Annotated in this window: 16 protein-coding genes and 1 pseudogene; 6 read left to right on the top strand and 11 right to left on the bottom strand. The window is 67.1% G+C overall.

Annotated features, from left to right (window positions below; genetic code table 11):
* Window positions 1-110: 110 nt before the first annotated feature.
* Window positions 111-578: an Lrp/AsnC family transcriptional regulator gene (locus AC069H_RS22375; RefSeq protein ID WP_199745424.1), complete on the bottom strand. Its 468-nt coding sequence runs from the start codon at window positions 576-578 to the stop codon at window positions 111-113.
* Window positions 579-681: 103 nt separating this feature from the next.
* Between AC069H_RS22375 and AC069H_RS22380 the strand changes: the two genes are divergently transcribed.
* Window positions 682-1,158, top strand: a complete 477-nt coding sequence (locus tag AC069H_RS22380) for a DUF2000 domain-containing protein (RefSeq protein WP_340685156.1) — start codon at window positions 682-684, stop codon at window positions 1,156-1,158.
* A gap of 291 nt (window positions 1,159-1,449) precedes the next feature.
* On the opposite strand, the gene AC069H_RS22385 is transcribed toward AC069H_RS22380, so the two are convergent.
* Complete coding sequence (locus tag AC069H_RS22385; RefSeq protein ID WP_478233697.1) at window positions 1,450-1,608, bottom strand: hypothetical protein; 159 nt, start codon at window positions 1,606-1,608, stop codon at window positions 1,450-1,452.
* Between the two features lie 31 nt (window positions 1,609-1,639).
* Entirely contained in the window at window positions 1,640-1,960 is a 321-nt protein-coding gene (locus tag AC069H_RS22390; RefSeq protein WP_478233698.1) for a hypothetical protein, read from the bottom strand.
* Between the two features lie 666 nt (window positions 1,961-2,626).
* Here AC069H_RS22390 and AC069H_RS22395 point away from each other — a divergent pair.
* Window positions 2,627-3,733 (top strand): trypsin-like serine peptidase, encoded by a 1,107-nt coding sequence (locus AC069H_RS22395; protein ID WP_478233699.1) that lies wholly within the window; start codon window positions 2,627-2,629, stop codon window positions 3,731-3,733.
* Window positions 3,734-4,231: 498 nt separating this feature from the next.
* Here AC069H_RS22395 and AC069H_RS22400 read toward each other — a convergent pair.
* The 6 genes and pseudogenes from AC069H_RS22400 to AC069H_RS22425 form a co-directional block, all read right to left on the bottom strand.
* Window positions 4,232-5,835, bottom strand: a pseudogene (locus tag AC069H_RS22400) (recombinase family protein).
* Window positions 5,836-5,935: 100 nt separating this feature from the next.
* Entirely contained in the window at window positions 5,936-6,727 is a 792-nt protein-coding gene (locus tag AC069H_RS22405) for an alpha/beta fold hydrolase (protein ID WP_478233700.1), read from the bottom strand.
* Between the two features lie 31 nt (window positions 6,728-6,758).
* The gene (locus AC069H_RS22410; protein ID WP_478233701.1) at window positions 6,759-7,805 is read right to left on the bottom strand and encodes an NAD(P)H-dependent flavin oxidoreductase; all 1,047 of its coding nucleotides are present in this window, start codon (window positions 7,803-7,805) and stop codon (window positions 6,759-6,761) included.
* Window positions 7,802-8,527, bottom strand: coding sequence for a CoA-transferase subunit beta (locus AC069H_RS22415; RefSeq protein ID WP_478233702.1), 726 nt, complete (start codon window positions 8,525-8,527; stop codon window positions 7,802-7,804). Before AC069H_RS22415 ends, AC069H_RS22410 begins: the two co-directional genes overlap by 4 nt.
* The gene (locus tag AC069H_RS22420; protein ID WP_478233703.1) at window positions 8,524-9,384 is read right to left on the bottom strand and encodes a CoA transferase subunit A; all 861 of its coding nucleotides are present in this window, start codon (window positions 9,382-9,384) and stop codon (window positions 8,524-8,526) included. The genes AC069H_RS22415 and AC069H_RS22420 overlap by 4 nt, the downstream gene beginning before the upstream one ends.
* A complete protein-coding gene (locus tag AC069H_RS22425; protein ID WP_478233704.1) occupies window positions 9,384-10,133 on the bottom strand; it encodes an enoyl-CoA hydratase family protein in 750 nt (249 codons plus the stop codon). Before AC069H_RS22425 ends, AC069H_RS22420 begins: the two co-directional genes overlap by 1 nt.
* Before the next feature lie 91 nt (window positions 10,134-10,224).
* Between AC069H_RS22425 and AC069H_RS22430 the strand changes: the two genes are divergently transcribed.
* Window positions 10,225-11,022 (top strand): SDR family oxidoreductase, encoded by a 798-nt coding sequence (locus AC069H_RS22430; RefSeq protein WP_478227773.1) that lies wholly within the window; start codon window positions 10,225-10,227, stop codon window positions 11,020-11,022.
* Window positions 11,019-11,924 (top strand): SDR family oxidoreductase, encoded by a 906-nt coding sequence (locus tag AC069H_RS22435; protein ID WP_478233705.1) that lies wholly within the window; start codon window positions 11,019-11,021, stop codon window positions 11,922-11,924. The genes AC069H_RS22430 and AC069H_RS22435 overlap by 4 nt, the downstream gene beginning before the upstream one ends.
* Before the next feature lie 146 nt (window positions 11,925-12,070).
* On the opposite strand, the gene AC069H_RS22440 is transcribed toward AC069H_RS22435, so the two are convergent.
* Complete coding sequence (locus AC069H_RS22440; RefSeq protein WP_478233706.1) at window positions 12,071-12,940, bottom strand: GNAT family N-acetyltransferase; 870 nt, start codon at window positions 12,938-12,940, stop codon at window positions 12,071-12,073.
* Window positions 12,941-13,003: 63 nt separating this feature from the next.
* On the opposite strand from AC069H_RS22440, the gene AC069H_RS22445 reads away from it, so the two are divergent.
* Window positions 13,004-13,849: an SCO6745 family protein gene (locus tag AC069H_RS22445; protein ID WP_478233707.1), complete on the top strand. Its 846-nt coding sequence runs from the start codon at window positions 13,004-13,006 to the stop codon at window positions 13,847-13,849.
* 40 nt (window positions 13,850-13,889) lie between these two features.
* Window positions 13,890-14,375, top strand: coding sequence for a pyridoxamine 5'-phosphate oxidase family protein (locus tag AC069H_RS22450; protein WP_478233708.1), 486 nt, complete (start codon window positions 13,890-13,892; stop codon window positions 14,373-14,375).
* Here AC069H_RS22450 and AC069H_RS22455 read toward each other — a convergent pair.
* Window positions 14,372-15,535 carry a steroid 3-ketoacyl-CoA thiolase gene (locus tag AC069H_RS22455; protein WP_478233709.1) on the bottom strand — a complete coding sequence of 388 codons (1,164 nt, stop codon included), beginning with the start codon at window positions 15,533-15,535 and terminating at the stop codon, window positions 14,372-14,374. The two genes, AC069H_RS22450 and AC069H_RS22455, sit on opposite strands and share 4 nt — an antisense overlap.
* Between the last annotated feature and the right edge of the window lie 43 nt (window positions 15,536-15,578).

Below are 15,578 nucleotides of genomic sequence, written 5' to 3' on the forward strand. Positions count from 1 at the left end.
GCGGGTCTTGCTGACCTCTTCGACGTTACGACTGTTCGGGGACGCGTGACCTGCCGTCGAAGGTGTTCGCGGCGGGCAACCCGGCCCGCGTCATCCGCGAACTCTGAGGCTCACCGGTCCACCGGCGTGATCCTGGTGCGGCGGCTGTGCTCGAACACCATGGAGGTGCGCACGTCGGCCACCTCGGGGCGTTCGGTCAGCTTGTCGATCACGAAGGCGTAGAGGCTGTCGTTGTCGGGCACCGCGACATGCAGGATGAAGTCCTCGGTCCCGGTGGTCACGTAGAGCCCGACGAGGTCGGGCAGCGCGTTGACCCAGTTCCGGAACCCTTCGATGTTGCGCCGCGAGGGCGGGCGCACGCGCACCGCGATGAGCGCCTGCACCCCGCGGCCGATCGACGGCAGATCCACGTCCAGCAGCGCGCCGCGGATCACGCCGCGTTCCCGCAGCCCGCGGGTGCGATCCAGCGCGGTGGTCGGCGAAACGCCCACCGCGGCGGCCACTTCGCGGTTGGTCTTCCGTGCGTCCGACTGCAATTGCGCCAGGATCGCCTTATCAAGTTCGTCCAATCGCGCCATCTCGCGCCTCTCGCCGTATTAAGTACGAACATGGTGGACTGTACTCGTATGTCCTCTTAGCTTGACCTTGTTCATCCGTTGAAGTGAGCAGGAGATCAGCTGAATGTCCGAGCACGGTACGGCCATCGGATTCACCCCCGACGAAATCGACCTGACCGCGTCCACCCGGTCGGCCCGGTTGAAGTGGGTCATCGTGGTCAACAGCGAGCTGCCGCCGGGCCGGGCGGCGAACGCGGCCGTCTGCACCGCCGTCGCCACGGCGAAGTCGGTGACCGGGCTGCTGGGGGACGAAGCGGTCGACGCGAACGGCGAGCACTACTCGGGCCTGCCGTGGACCGGCTGCTCGGTGCTGGCGGCCGACGCCGCGCAACTCCGGGCCATCCGGACCAAGGCCGCGGCCTCGCCGGGCTGCCACGTCGCCGACATGCCCGCCGTCGCCCAGCAGATCCGCGTCTACACCGATTTCCTCGCGACGATGAAGGAGATCCCGACCGAGGAGATGGACTTCTGCGCCATCGGCATCGTCGGCCCGCGCAACCGGATCGACAAGCTGGTCGGGAAACTGCCGCTGATGCCGTGACCGGGTGGCCCTTCGGTACAGGTGGTCGTGAGTGGCGATTCGGGTTAGCCACCGTCTGAGTCAACCAACAACAGTGTACCGCCTAGCCCCGGCAGCGCCCACGTACGAGGAGCCGCCCACCTCTTGCGCGCCTCTAGGGGTGGGCGGCTCGACTCTGGTGCTCATGCTCGCCGCAGGTGCTTCATCGCAGCAGGATCGTTAGTGGCCGCTCCCCACCTTGGATTCCGCTAGTTCCCGCGCGTGACCACAACGGGCGCGGTGACTTTAACGGCAGCATGAACGTGGAAACGGCTACTCCTGCGTGTTCTCGGCGGCCTTGTCGTTGTCCTCGATCGTCATCTCTAGAAGCTTGTCGAACATCGCCGCACGCTTCATGTCTCCGTTGTTCAGGGCGTCTAGTGCTGCGGCGGCCGCCTGGCGTTCGGCCATGGTCGGTTGACGGTCGGTCATCCCTCGGTCTCTCGGTCGTGCTGGTAGGTCATCAGGGGCGGAGCCGGTGCCGGGCGCGGTCGGCGGCCAACGGGTTCTCCGAGCCGGTTTTGGCGACCATCTCCGACGGGATCGGGCGGCCGGTGAACCGGTGCCGCAGCATCGCGTCCACCGACTCGCGCACCTGATCGAACGACGGCTGCATGCGCGGATTCACTACCACCGTCAGGTCTCGGCGCGGGATGGTGATGAACGCGACCGGCACGTCCTCGTCCTCGCACGTCGCCTGAACGATCTCCTGCCACATCAGCGGATCCGGTCCGTTGCGGCCCCACTGGTGATCGAATCGGCACCACTCCCGAAGCCTCCCCACGGCCGCGCACCGCAGACCATCGCCTGAAAGGCAGCAGCCATGACCACCGCCACGAAATCGAGGACGGCCGCAACGGCGGAGGCCACCGACCAGACACTCCGGACCGTGACCCCGCCGATGGCCCGCAGGACGGTGACCAGCCGGACACCGACTCACCCCGGCACGACGGACAGGGCACCTCCGCACAGGGCGCTGACAGGGCCGTGGACGCCCCCGCGTTGCCGCTGGCGGGTCGTCCCGACCTTGGGCGGGTGATGCTCAAGATCACGCCAGAGGGCGCGGCGTGGGTACTGGTCGAGGGCTCCGACTTCGCGGAGCTGGCCGACAGGATCAACGTGGTATACGACGTGCTGACTTCGCGAACTGGTAAGGCGCAAGCTTAAATGTGAATTTCGGGCAGCCCGCGTTTGCTGATTCAGTGGGAGATATCGCAACAAACTACGAAATTGTTGGCAACTGATGTTCTCAGGCGGTTCGGAAGTCACCTCAATTCACCCGATTGGATCTAGGTCGACACCGGGATGCACTACTAACGTCCTGATCGAAGCGCCCATGATCGGCGCGAGGGGGATATAATGTTTGATTGGTCCATCAATTTGCCCCCGCTATCGTGCCAACTGGCTAACGGGAGGAAAATTGCGAAGACATTACGAACGTCGTGCACTCTTGCCTGCATTGCTTGCAGCAATTGCATTACTGGCCATTTCGACAACATCCGCTTCTGCGATGAGCGGTCAGCAAGTCAAGTCTTCCGAAGTTTCCGGAACATCGATCGATGATTCCAGAAAGGGATCCGGACCAAACCTGAGAACCTTCGAATCGTCGACACCCAAGGACGTGCAAGTCAACGGGAAGTCAAAGGATTTCAATAAATTCAACGAGTGGTCGACTGACGACAAGAAGGCATACCTAGAATCTGTCAAAATCATCCCAGAGCCTGGGTTTATCCGCTCGACCGAACCTAGCGGGAAGAGTTCTGCAAATGACTCTCCTCTGAACTTAAACGTTCCACCCATGAAGCCGTCCATTGCTCCACCCGTGCCAATTACTGGCGGCGGAGCTACAACCCAGGCAACCTGGGATGCCGTCTATCCGTCACCAACTGCTGGCAAGCTCTACATGTTCAAGGGCGACACAATGGCCTACAACTGCAGTGGCGCTCTTGTGACGGCAAGCAATCGTGGAACGGTGCTCACCGCCAACCATTGTCTCACGGATCCAGGTATTACCGGCGTAGTTTATGTCCCCCAGGAAGACAATGGGAGGTACCCGTACGGCGCTTGGTCGGCATGGGGTATTTACATGTCGCAGTGCTACAATGATGAATCAGCGGCATGCGACTGGGCGTTTGTGCTGATACCATTACTCTCTGACGGTAGCGGAATTCAGGACCATACGGGTTCGAATGGCATCAGCTTCGGCCATGAATCCCTCAGTGGGCAAATCGACGTAGTGGGCTACCCGTTTCAACCCAGTCCCCGATTTAACGGTAAATACCAGTGGCGTTGCACGGCACCTGCCGCCACTGTGCCGGTGAAAGATATCGACCGATTCCATTACGTGGACGAGTGTCGAATGGGCGCCGGTGCGAGCGGTGGCCCATGGCTGCTAAACTACTCGCCGAGCAGCCGGAGTGGAATTGTGGCGGGCGTCTCCTCTTGGATACTTTGTGAGGTTGACTGCAATAAGGAGCAATCCGGGCTATATTCGTCACGATTGCTCAGTAGGGCAGGCTACGACTATTCCCGCGCTGAGGTGCTGGTAAAGCCCTGATTGAGATGAGTCATCTCTAACGATGCCGCTTGACTAGTGAGCCTAATCAAGCGGCATCACACGAAGACCCTTCTAGGTGGCGGTTCGCGCCAAACATAATACCAAAGCAGGCCTACTATGACGGCGAGTGCAACTAGAACAATTACCAGAAAGATAGTCTTCTTTGTCGTCATATGAATCCCTACGTCAGAGTGCGTTATGCCCGAAGAACAGACTACAGGCAAGCTTCGGTTCGCACGACTACCCGTGGGACCAAGTTGGCCCCGTGGGGCGGGGACGTGTTGCACACGGGGCCGCCAGGGCAGCAACAGTCCCTCTGCGCAGCGGGCTCATGGCGTTTCCCGCCTTTCATGCCTCGGGTCGGTCGTCATCCGGCGCTGGCTGTCAACGCGACGGAGGACACGATCCGCCTCAACCGTGAGCCCCCTCGACCCTTATGGCCGAGGGGACTCACGGTTCATGTTGTGAATGAGACGGGGAGCATCCTGAAGGCCGAACCTACTTCTCCGGGTCGAGTTGATCCGTGATTTCGATCATCCCGGTTTCAGTGACGAACTTGTTTTTGAACTTGGCTAGTTCTGGCATGGATTCTTCCCATCCGTCCGGCAGGAGCCATCCCATCACCAGTTTTCCATCAGGTCGTTTCTGTGCCGCGAATCCAAAACCCAAGTCAAGCCACCGGAGACGCCGTTCTTCCGGTGTCAGTGTTTCCAGTTCTTCCCGCCACGTCCGGTCCGTCGGCACCCACTGCACACCCCCGGGATCAATCGGCAACGCCCGAAGTGTGTCGATATCCTTCAGGATCTTGTTCCCGTCGTCCATGATCCGTTGGCGGTCACTCGTCGACACTGCCCGCGCCACCTTCGCCATGAGCCGCGCGTGTTCCCGTTCCAGCTTCGCGATTTCGTTAGCGTGATTCGTCGGCGGCAACACGATCCGTTCGCGGACCGGGACCATAGAAAAGAGTACGTAGAAAGACCTCTCGGCAAACGGTTCGACGTCTTCCGCACGGATGGACGGGCCATGCTTAGCCGTCGGGCACTTCCAGTACCGGTACTCATAGCTGACCTTGGTCCCGTTCGCACGGGTCCGCGTGTCGCCTGCGATACGGTGCCACAAGGGCTCCCAGCACTCCGGGCACACCAGGACACCCGAGAACGGGTACGGCCGGTTGCTGCCGCGTTCCTTCCGGCGCGACTTCCCGTCCAGCACGGCGGCTATCTCCGCCTGTTCGGCGGGCTCGAAAATACCGAGTTCGACAAGCTCCGGATTCACCAGCAAAGCGGCGAGCGTGCCGCCCTGCCATTGATAGCCCTTGAGTTCCACCGTGGCCGGGTCTTCACCCCGTCGTTCCGCCGTCAACTGCGCTTGCCTGTCTCGCGGAGTGACGACCTTGTTAGCCGTCAGCCACTTGCACAGGTCGGTGAGCCCCTTCTTTTCCGCCCGCACCAGCGTGGAGAGGGAGTGCAGGATCTTGACCGCGTACGGGTCCAGCCCGAGAATCCAGCCACCGCCGCCTGGCAATTCCACCGGCATCGTGCCGTACAGGTGACTCTCGCCACTCCAACGGCCCTGTTCCTTCAGGGATGCCTTGGCGGAGCGGAACCGCTCACGCATCCGTTCACGCTCCATGCGGGCGAACGCCGCAATCAGCGTGATCATGAATTCGGCCATGGAGTTGCTGGAGTCGATCCCTTCCGCGATGGCGATCAGGCGCTTACCGCGTGCCCGCAGCCACTCCAGCAGGTTAAGGCGTCCATGACATTGCGGACCAGCCGGTCAAGCTTCGACACCACCAGCGTCTTCCACGGTTGCGGCGGTGCGTCGGACAGCCACTGCTTGAGCCCCGCCCGCTTGTGCGGCTCCAGGTCACCCGACACGTGCAAGTCCTCGACCGTCTCCACCACCGGAATCCCGTAGGCCGACGTCCACCGGTGCGTGGTGTCGCGCTGGACCACGCTGGACGTGCTCTCGTCCGTGTAGTGCGACTCACGGGAGTAGCAGACCGCCGCGTCGTCCACGGGGTCGAACGGGACGACGGGCGGCCGCTCACTGGTCTGCTTCTTGAACCTCCGACGCTTCCTCGGTGCTGGTGCGCTCATGGCCGTATCCTCGCTGGTAGACGCTCTGCCGACTGTAGTCGGTTGTCCCAGCCAGTGCAGAACCCGAATCGCCACTCACGACCACCCCGACCCCGCCGCTTCAGGCCTCGAGCAGATCGCGCAGCGCTTCGGTGAACTGGGCGGGATTCCGCTGGGGCGCAAGATGCGCGCCGGGCACCTCCGTGAACGGCAACCCCAGTTCGAGCGCGAGGATCTTCGCGGGCTGGTAGTGGTAGTGCCCTCGGCTGCCGACACCGGCGACGGGGACGATCTCGGTCCTGCTCCGCCGCAGTGCCCGCAGATCGGGAAGGTAGTCGAGGATTTCGGCCAGTTCGCGGCCGAACAGCCGCTTCCAGTCCTCCTCGTTCGGCAGCCGGATCGCGCGCAGTTCGGGCAGCGCGGCGCCGGCGATACCGTCGGTGAACCGCTTGAACGCCCCCATCAGGTCGCCCGCTTGCGCGAGCCGGACCTGCGCGTTGGCTTCGTCGAGCCAGCCGAGCGCGTCGGGCAGCAGCTGGATGGCCGGCGGTTCGTGCGCGACCAGCACGGTCGCCGCGTCCGGGTAACGGGCCACGAGGTCGAGACCGATCATGGCGCCCGCGCTGGTGCCGAACACGCTCGCGGGGGCACCCCCGACGTGCTGGAGCACCGCGTGGGCGTCGTCGGCCTGCTTCGGCACGCTGACCGGGCCGGTGCTGGTGTCCGTGCTGCGGAAGTGACCGCGCCGGTCGTAGGTGACGACGGTGTAGTCGTCCGCGAGCAGCTTCGTCATCGCCCGGAAGGTGTCCGCCGAGCCCAGCCCGCCCGCGATCAGGAGCAGAAGCGGCCCTTCGCCGGTGCTGCGGACGTACAGCTCACCGTCCTCGACCGGACAACGACTCTCCGAGATCATGGCCGAAGTCAAGCACAGCGTGCCCGGACCTTCACTCCGAGGCCAGCCGCCGCAGGATGCCGGTTGCGTCGGCGACGATCGTCTCGATCAGGTCGCCGACCGCGGGCAGGTCGCCGAGCAGGCCGACGACCTGCCCGGACGCCAGTACCCCGGCGCTCCGATCGCCCTCGACGAGCCCGGCTCGCAACAGCATCGGCGTGTTGGCGGCCATCAGGACCTGCGACCAGGTCCGGTCGCCGCCGCGTTTCATCCGCAGCCCCTCGGTGGCCAGCGAGCGCCACGACAGCCCGGTCAGCTTCCGGAACTTCGCGGCGTTGCGGGCGGCGCGGGCGAGGCCGCTCACCGGACCGGCGGACTCGAGCGCGTCGACCAGTTCCGTCCGGAGCACGCGATGCGGCATCCCGTCCACCTTCCGGGTGACGACGGTGCCGTTGAGATCATGGGCGAGGTACGCCTGCTTGATCTCCTCCGGGACGGTGCTTTCCCTCGTCAGGAGGAACCGGGTGCCCATGGCGACCCCAGCCGCCCCGTAGGCGAGCGCGGCGGCCAGCCCCCGGCCGTCGAAGAAGCCGCCGGCCGCGACCACTGGGATATCGACCGCGTCCAGCACCGACGGCAGCAGCAGCGTCGTCGCGACCCCGCCGGTGTGCCCGCCGCCCTCACCACCCTGCACGATGACGGCGTCGGCACCCCAGCCCGCGACCTTCTCCGCGTGCCTGGCCGCGCCGACCGAAGGCACGACGAGGACGCCGTTGTCCTTGAGCCGCGCGATCATGTCCTTCTTCGGCGCGAGCGCGAAGGACGCGACGCGAACCTCTTCGCTGATGAGCAGTTCGACCCGGCGCGCGGCATCGTCGGCGTCCGCGCGGAGGTTGACCCCGAACGGTTCGGACGTGCGGCTCTTGACCTCCTTGATCGCCGCCGCCAGTTCGTCGTAGGTCATCGTCGCGGACGCGAGGATGCCGAGGCCGCCCGCTTCCGCCGTCGCGGACACCAGCCGCGGCCCGGCGACCCAGCCCATCCCGGTCTGCACGATCGGGTGCCGGATCCCGGCCAGTTCGGTCAGTGCCGTCTTCATGACGGAACTTCCTTGTCTCGCAGAGACTTCGGATCCAGGCTGGTGCGGATCAGGAGCAGTTCGGTCTCGGTCGGCAGCCGGGACTTGGTGACTCCGTCGGTGATCAGCGGGAACGACGTCGCCTCGACGACCTCGTCCACCGAAACGCCCGGATGCACGGAAAGCAGCCTTGGCGCGTGGTCTTCGCCGCCGAAATCGAGGACGCCGAGGTTGGTGACGACGCGGTGGACGTCGTGGTGCCGCAGCCCTGCCTCGCGTGCCCTGGCGTAGCCGACGCCGGACACGACGTCGACCTGATCGACGAAGACCCGCTTGCTGTGCCGCGGGACCCAGTAACTCGTCCGGTGGTTGGCCGTGTTTCCCGGTCCGCCGCGCACGCCGAGAAGTTGTTTCTTGGGCTGGGAATGGTCGCCGATCACCGAGATGTTCTGGTTGCCCTCGCCGTCGATCTGGTTGGCACCCATCACCACATGCCGTTTTCCGCGCGGTACCACGGTGTCGAGGACCTTGCGGAACGGTTGCCAGCCTTCGACGACGGCGTCCGGGGTCATCAGGTACGCCTCGCCGTCGGACAGCAGGATGTCCGGCTCGAACGTCAGCCTGGCGAGCCGGGCGCCCAGCGACGGGATGAAACCCATGGGGCTCACCACGATTTCGCCGTCGCTGCGGAACAGTTCAGCACAGGCCACGACGGCCACTTCGGCACGACTGATGTCACTCATGCGGACTCCCCGAATTCGGCGACGGCCTTCTGGTAGTGCGCCTCGTCGCCGGACAGGAACCTGTCGACGAATTCGGGCCACGTGTCGAGATCCTTGGCCGCTTCGGCGTAGTGACGCTGGAAACGTTCGTCGCGCCCGTAGTCCGGGACGGCGGTGGTGAAATGCGCGCCGTTCGGCGTCTCGGCCACCCCGGTGACGAGCATCCGGCTCAGCAGCAGGCTCTGCACCGGCCCGGCTTCGGTGAGTTCGGCCGTCTCCACGATCTTTTCCGTGGACACGTAACATTTTTCGGCGGCGAGGGCGAACATTTCGTCGAAGTACGGATCGGGCCCGAGGTACTGCGCGTTGCCCCGGGCGTCGGCGCGGTTGAGGTGGACGAAGGCCGCATCGAGCCTCAACGCGGGCACGGCCAGCAGCTCTTCGGCATCGTCGTACGGCGAGCGGACGGTGCGCAACGACGGGTTCAGATCCATCACGCCGGAGCCGAGGCCCGCCCGCGTCGGAAGGAATGGAAGCCGTTGCGCGGCAGCGGAAAGCCCGGTGCCGAAAACGCCTTCGTCGTATTCCGTGACGGTGATCGACCCGGATTCCCGCGCCCGGGAGAACCACGGGTCGTAGGGGATCGAGTCCAGCGTGACGAAGCCGAAGACGAGATGCTTGATCTTGCCCGCCGACGCCAGCAGGCCGACGTCCGGGCCGCCGTAGGAGACCACGGTGAGATCCTTGACCGGAGAACGCAGGATCGCGCGCACCAGCGCCATGGGCTTGCGCCGCGAACCCCAGCCGCCGATCCCGATCGTCATGCCGTCCTTCAGCTCGGCGGCGATCTCGTCCGGCGTCATCCGCTTGTCGGCCATCACTTCCCCTTACCGTCCAAGAACTCCTGGCGCGCGCCGTCCGACACGCCCGCCAGGTTGAGTTCGAAGGTGAATCCCTGCTCGAAGCGGTAGCTGCGGTGCACGGGCTGGACGTCGATGCCGTTGATGGCCTGTTTCGCGGCGCGGATCACGCGGGTGTCCTTCGCCGCGATCTGCCGCGCGACGCCGAGCGCGGTTTCGTCGAGTTCCTCTCGCGGGACGACGGCGTAGACCGAACCGTGGTGGTGCAACTGAGCCGCGGTGATCGTCGAAGCCGTGTAGTACAAGGCCCGCATCAGATGCTGGGGGACCAGACGCGCGAGATGGGTCGCCGCGCCCAGCGCGCCGCGATCGACCTCCGGGAGCCCGAAGGTCGCGTCCTCACTGGCGATCACCACGTCCGCGTTGCCGACCAGGCCGACCCCGCCGCCGAGGCAGAAGCCCTGCACCGCGGCGATCACCGGGACGGCGCAGTCGTACACGGCGGAGAACGCCGCCGCGCAGCCCTCGTTCGCGCCGATCAGCGCGCCGTACCCCGGGTCGCGCTGGATCTCCTTGATGTCGACCCCGGCGTTGAACCCGCGGCCCTCCGCGCGCAGCACCACCACGTGGGTCGCCGGATCGCGTCCGGCGTCGGTGACGGCGGAGGCGAGGGCGAACCATCCCTTCACGCTCAGCGCGTTCACCGGGGGCGCGTCGACCGTGACCACGGCGATGCCGGGCTCCGGTGAGTGGGTGGAAATGGCCATCGTGCACCCTTCGCCGCTACCAAACCTAGCACTTGCTTGGTACGTTAGCAGGACGTCCGGCCTGGGTACAGCGACGTGAAGGAGGCCCGGCATGGCACTCGAACTCCGGCTCGACGGCGCCGTGGTGCTGGTGACCGGCGGGGTACGCGGCGTCGGCGCCGGTGTCACCAGGACTTTTCTGCGCGCCGGAGCCGAAGTGGTCACCTGTGCGCGCACCGAACCCGAGCGGCCCGTCCGCGCCGGGGACAGGGCGTCGACGTTCATCTCCTGCGACGTCCGCGACCCGAAAGAGGTCGACGCGCTCGTCGAAGAGGTCGTCCGGCGGCACGGCGGGCTCGACGTCGTGGTCAACAACGCGGGCGGCGCGCCGTACGCCGAGGCGGCGAACGCGTCGCCGCGGTTCCACGAAAAGATCGTCGCGCTGAACCTGCTGGCACCGTTGAATGTCGCCCGTGCGGCGAACGCGATCATGCAGCAGCAGGAAAGCGGCGGCGTCATCGTGAACATCAGCAGCGTCAGCGCGACGAGACCGTCGCCGGGCACGGCGTCCTACGGCGCGGCGAAAGCGGGACTCGACAACCTGACCGCGTCGCTCGCCGTCGAGTGGGCGCCGAAGGTGCGGGTCAACGGGCTCGACGTCGGCATGGTGCGGACGGAGCACTCGTATCTGCACTACGGCGACGAGGCGGGTCTCGCCGCGGTGGGCGCGACTGTCCCGTTAGGACGGTTGGCCGACCCGGACGAGATCGGTTCCTGCGCGGTGTTCCTTGCTTCTTCGCTGGCTTCCTACGTCAGCGGCGCCTGCCTGACCGTACACGGCGGGGGAGAGGTGCCTGCCTTCCTCGCCGCTTCCAATTCCCTGGTGAAAGAACGAAAGGAGCCGGTGTGAGCGGGATCGCCGACGGCCGGATCGTGGTGGTGACCGGAGCCGGTCGTGGCATCGGGCGGGCGCACGCGCTCGCGTTCGCCGCCGAGGGCGCGCGGGTGGTGGTGAACGACCTCGGCGCCGGGATCGACGGAAGCGGAGGATCGGCCGGGCCGGCGCAGGACGTCGTCGACGAGATCGAGGCGCTCGGCGGCAAAGCGGTCGCGAACACCGACGACATCGCCTCGTGGGACGGCGCCGCGGCGCTGGTGCGGACGGCCGTCGAAACCTTCGGCGGGCTGGACGTCCTGGTCAACAACGCGGGTTTCCTGCGCGACCGGATGCTGGTGAACCTCGGCGAGGACGAATGGGACGCGGTCATCCGCGTCCACCTGAAAGGGCATTTCGCGCCGACGCGGCACGCCGCCGAGTACTGGCGAGCCGAGGCGAAGGCAGGCCGGACGCGGGCCGCACGGGTGATCAACACCAGTTCGGGCGCGGGTCTGCTCGGCAGCGTCGGACAGGGGAACTACGCGGCCGCGAAGTCCGGGATCCTGGGGCTCACGCTGGTCGCCGCCACCGAATTCGCGCGCTACGGCGTCACCGTGAACGCGATCGCCCCGGCCGCCCGCACCCGGATGACCGAAGTCGCCTTCGCCGACGACATGGCCGCGCCGGAGGACGGTTTCGACGCCATGGCACCGGAAAACGTGTCGCCGCTGGTGGTGTGGCTCGGCAGCGAGGAATCGTCCGGGGTCACCGGCCGGGTGTTCGAGGTCGACGGCGGACGCGTCTCGATCGCGCAGGGCTGGCGGCACGGCGCGGTACGGGACAAGGGTTCCCGGTGGTCGCCGGGTGAACTCGGCCCGGTGGTGGCGGAGCTGCTGGCGGAGGCTCCGGTGCCTGAACCCGTTTACGGGGCTTAGGGTTTCGGTCCTGTCTCGTGAGTGGTAAAGACCGTTCTAACCGCCGCTGGTGCCTAAGACCCGGTCGGCAGTTAGTGAAGGCCTCCTTACCAACCCTGAGGGTAGGCAAGGAGGCCTTCACGGACAGTCTCAACCGTCCTTGCCACTCACGAGGCGTCCCGTGCCAGGTCCCGGACCTCGGGAAGCCGCTGGAACCCACCCGATTCGTACGTCGCGACGGCGGCGACGTTGGAACTCGGCGTGTTCACGCCCGCGCTCGACGAGCCGAACTCCCGGAGCGCGGCCGCCGCGGCGACGGTGATCGCCCTGCCATGACCATGCCCGCGATGGTCCCGGTGCACGCCCATCGGCTCGAGTATCCCGGGCTTACCCGGACCTGCCGACCACACCGCGACCGCCGCGACGGCGTCGCCCCGCTCGTCGTACCCGACCAGGCACCGGCCATCGGCGTACGGCGCACTCGCCGCCATCGTGCGCCACTTCTCGGGGGTGAACTTCGAACCGTCGAACGCCCCTCGCATCACGTCGGCCCATACGTGGCACTCGTCCGGCCCGATGGTCTCGATCCGCAGGTCCGGGGCCTTCACCGGTTCGGTGAGATCGCGGCGCAGCGGGGTCCACGGTTCGTCGGCGCGCCAGCCGTGCTCGGGCAGGACGTCCTGGAGCAGCGCGTCCATCGGGGCCTCGACGGCCACCTTCCCCACCGGCAGCACACCGCGTTCCGGCGCGACGATGTCTTCGGTCATCCGCCGCGCCAGGTCTTCGTCCCGGCGGACGCCGGGTGCGGTCGTCAGGCGCAGCAGATCGGCCCCGTCCAGGAGCCCGACGGCGAGAATCCGCCCGTCCCGGCGCCAGATCCGGACCGCCGCGGCCGTCGCCTCCGCCCCCGAGCGCCAGAACCAGCCGAGGTCACCGGGATGCAGCTGCCAGGCCACGCCCTCGGCTTGCCACTCCCGCAGCGCGTCCACGGCCTCGGGCAGTCCGTCGGGTCCCGGCTTCTCCACGGTGATCGCCATGCCGTGATCACACACCACGCCGCGCTCGGCCGCATCCGGTTTTCGCCACGGCAAGATGGAGCCGTGAAGTCACTTCAGCGCCGTCTCTGGGAAGCGGTCGAGCCGCTGCACGCCGTCGTCTACTTCGCCCCGGAAACGGCGGCCGCGGCCAAAGCGGTGGGCCTGCCGAGCTGGTGGATGGGCTACTTCGCCGGCCGGGTCGCGCCGCTCGGGCCGCTGCCGGAACCGCCCGCGACCGCGATGCTCTTCGGGTTCGCCCCGAGAATGGTCGCGCGGTCCTTGCCCGACGCGTGGAAATACGCGGAGCCCGCGGCCGTGCTCCGGAGCCGGATGGACGCCGTCGAGGAAGCCCTGAACCGGATCTTGCCCGCCGACGCGCCTTTCGCTGAGCTCGCCGACCTCCTGGAAAAGGCCGTCGCCGGTGCCGACTACGCGGCCAGGCCGCTTGCCGCCGCCTGGTCCTCGGTCACCAGGCCCGCCACGGCGGCCGGCCGGGTGTGGCTCGCGGCGACGGTGTTGCGCGAGCATCGCGGGGACGGTCATGTGCTCTCCGCCGTCGCCGCCGGGCTGCGCGGGCTCGACACCACGCTGACCCATATCGGCAGCGGAGCGGTGACCCGCGAGGTCGTCCAGATCAACCGCGGCTGGTCCGACGACGAGTGGGACGAGAGCGTCGCGCGGTTGTCCGAACGGGGCATCCTCGACAGCGATCTGAGGCTCACCGGCCTGGGAATCGCGCTGCGCCAACGGATCGAGGACGAGACCGACCGTCTCGCCGCCGGCCCGCTCGAAGCACTCGGCGAGGACGGGGTCGCCGGAACCGTGCGGATCGCCGTCCCGCTGAGCCGCCGCATCTTCGACGCCGGGGCGATTCCGCTGCCGAACCCGATGGGGGCGCCGCGGCCCTGATCGCTCGAAAGTGTCGGACCCCGGTGGGACGCTGTTCCGCATGGCGACGTGGCAGCAGTTCAGTGAAGAGGCACCCGCGCTGGCGGGGAAGATCAAAGAGCGGTTCACCGCGGCGAAGTCGCATGTGCTGGCGACGGTCCGGCGGGACGGCTCGCCCCGGGTCAGCGGCAGTGAGGTCGATTTCCGTGAGCGGGACCTGCTGATCGGTTCGTTGATCGGCGCGATGAAGGCGAAAGACCTGCGGCGCGACGGCAGGTTCGCGATCCACGCCGCCTCGGCGATCGACGAGGGCGGCGCGGACGCGAAGGTGTCGGGAAAGGCCGTCGAGATCACCGATCCGGCGGAGGTCGCCCGCCTGCAGGGCGATGACGGGGAGGCGCACGTCTTCCGGCTCGACCTCACCGAGGCGGTGCTGACCTGGGTCGAGGGCGACACCATCTATTTCGACTTCTGGAAGGAGGGTCAGGGGAGCAAACGGCTCGCGAGGCCGGACAACGGTCCGGTGGTCGAGGTCGGCTTGGGCTAGATCCGTTCGATGATCGTGCCGGTGGAAAGCGCGCCGCCGGCGCACATCGTCACCAGCGCGGTGCTCGCGTCCCGGCGTTCCAGTTCGTGCAACGCCGTGGTCAGCAGGCGGGCGCCGGTGCTGCCGACGGGATGCCCGAGCGCGATCGCGCCACCGTTCACGTTGACCTTGTCCTCGTCGGGCCGGTGCACCCGCTGCCACGACAACACAACCGAAGCGAACGCCTCGTTGACTTCGAAGAGGTCGAGGTCGCCGATCGACATCCCCGCCTTGGCCAGGACACGTTCGGTCGCCTGCACAGGGCCGTCGAGATGGTAGTACGGTTCCGCGCCGACCAACGCCTGCGAGACGATCCGCGCTCGCGGCTTGAGGCCCAGTGCCTTGGCCCGGTCCGAGTCCATCAGGAGGAGCGCGGCCGCGCCGTCGGAGATCTGCGACGAAGTCCCGGCCGTGTGCACGCCGCCTTCGAGGACGGGCTTGAGCCTGGCGAGGCCTTCGACGGTCGTCTCACGGAGTCCTTGGTCGCGGGACACCAGCCGTGTCTCGCCGGTCGGCGCGCCGTCTTCGCCGAGCACGGGGGCCTTCACCGCGACGACCTCGCGGTCGAAATGGCCCGCGGCCCACGCGGCGGCGGCCTTGGCCTGGGACTCGGTGCCGAACCGGTCGACGTCGTGGCGGGTGATCCCGCGGCGTTCCGCGATCCGCTCGGCCGCGTCGTACTGGTTGGGCATGTCGATCGACCACGACTCCGGACGGGGTGTGCCGATGCCCTCGCCGCGGTTCGCACCCAGCGGGACGCGGCTCATCGCCTCGACTCCGCAGGAGACGCCGGCGTCGATGGCACCGGCCGCGATGAGCCCGGCGATCAGGTGCGTCGCCTGCTGCGCCGAGCCGCACTGGGCGTCGATGGTGGTCGCGCCCGTGGTCTCGGGAAGCCCGGCGTGCAGCCACGCGGTGCGCGTGACGTTGCCCGCCTGCTCGCCGGCCTGGGTCACGGCGCCGCCGATGGCCTGCTCGACCAGCGCGGGATCCAGTCCCGCGCGTTCGAGCAGGGCGCGCTGTGCCGCGCCGAGGATCTCGGCGGCGTGCAGCCCCGCGAGGTGACCCCTGCGCTTGCCGATAGGGGTGCGGACCGCCTCGACGATCACCGGACTACCCACGTTCGCCTCCTGGGAAACACTGTTCACTACCTCAAAAAGTAGA

This window comes from Amycolatopsis sp. NPDC043887 (assembly GCF_056435665.1).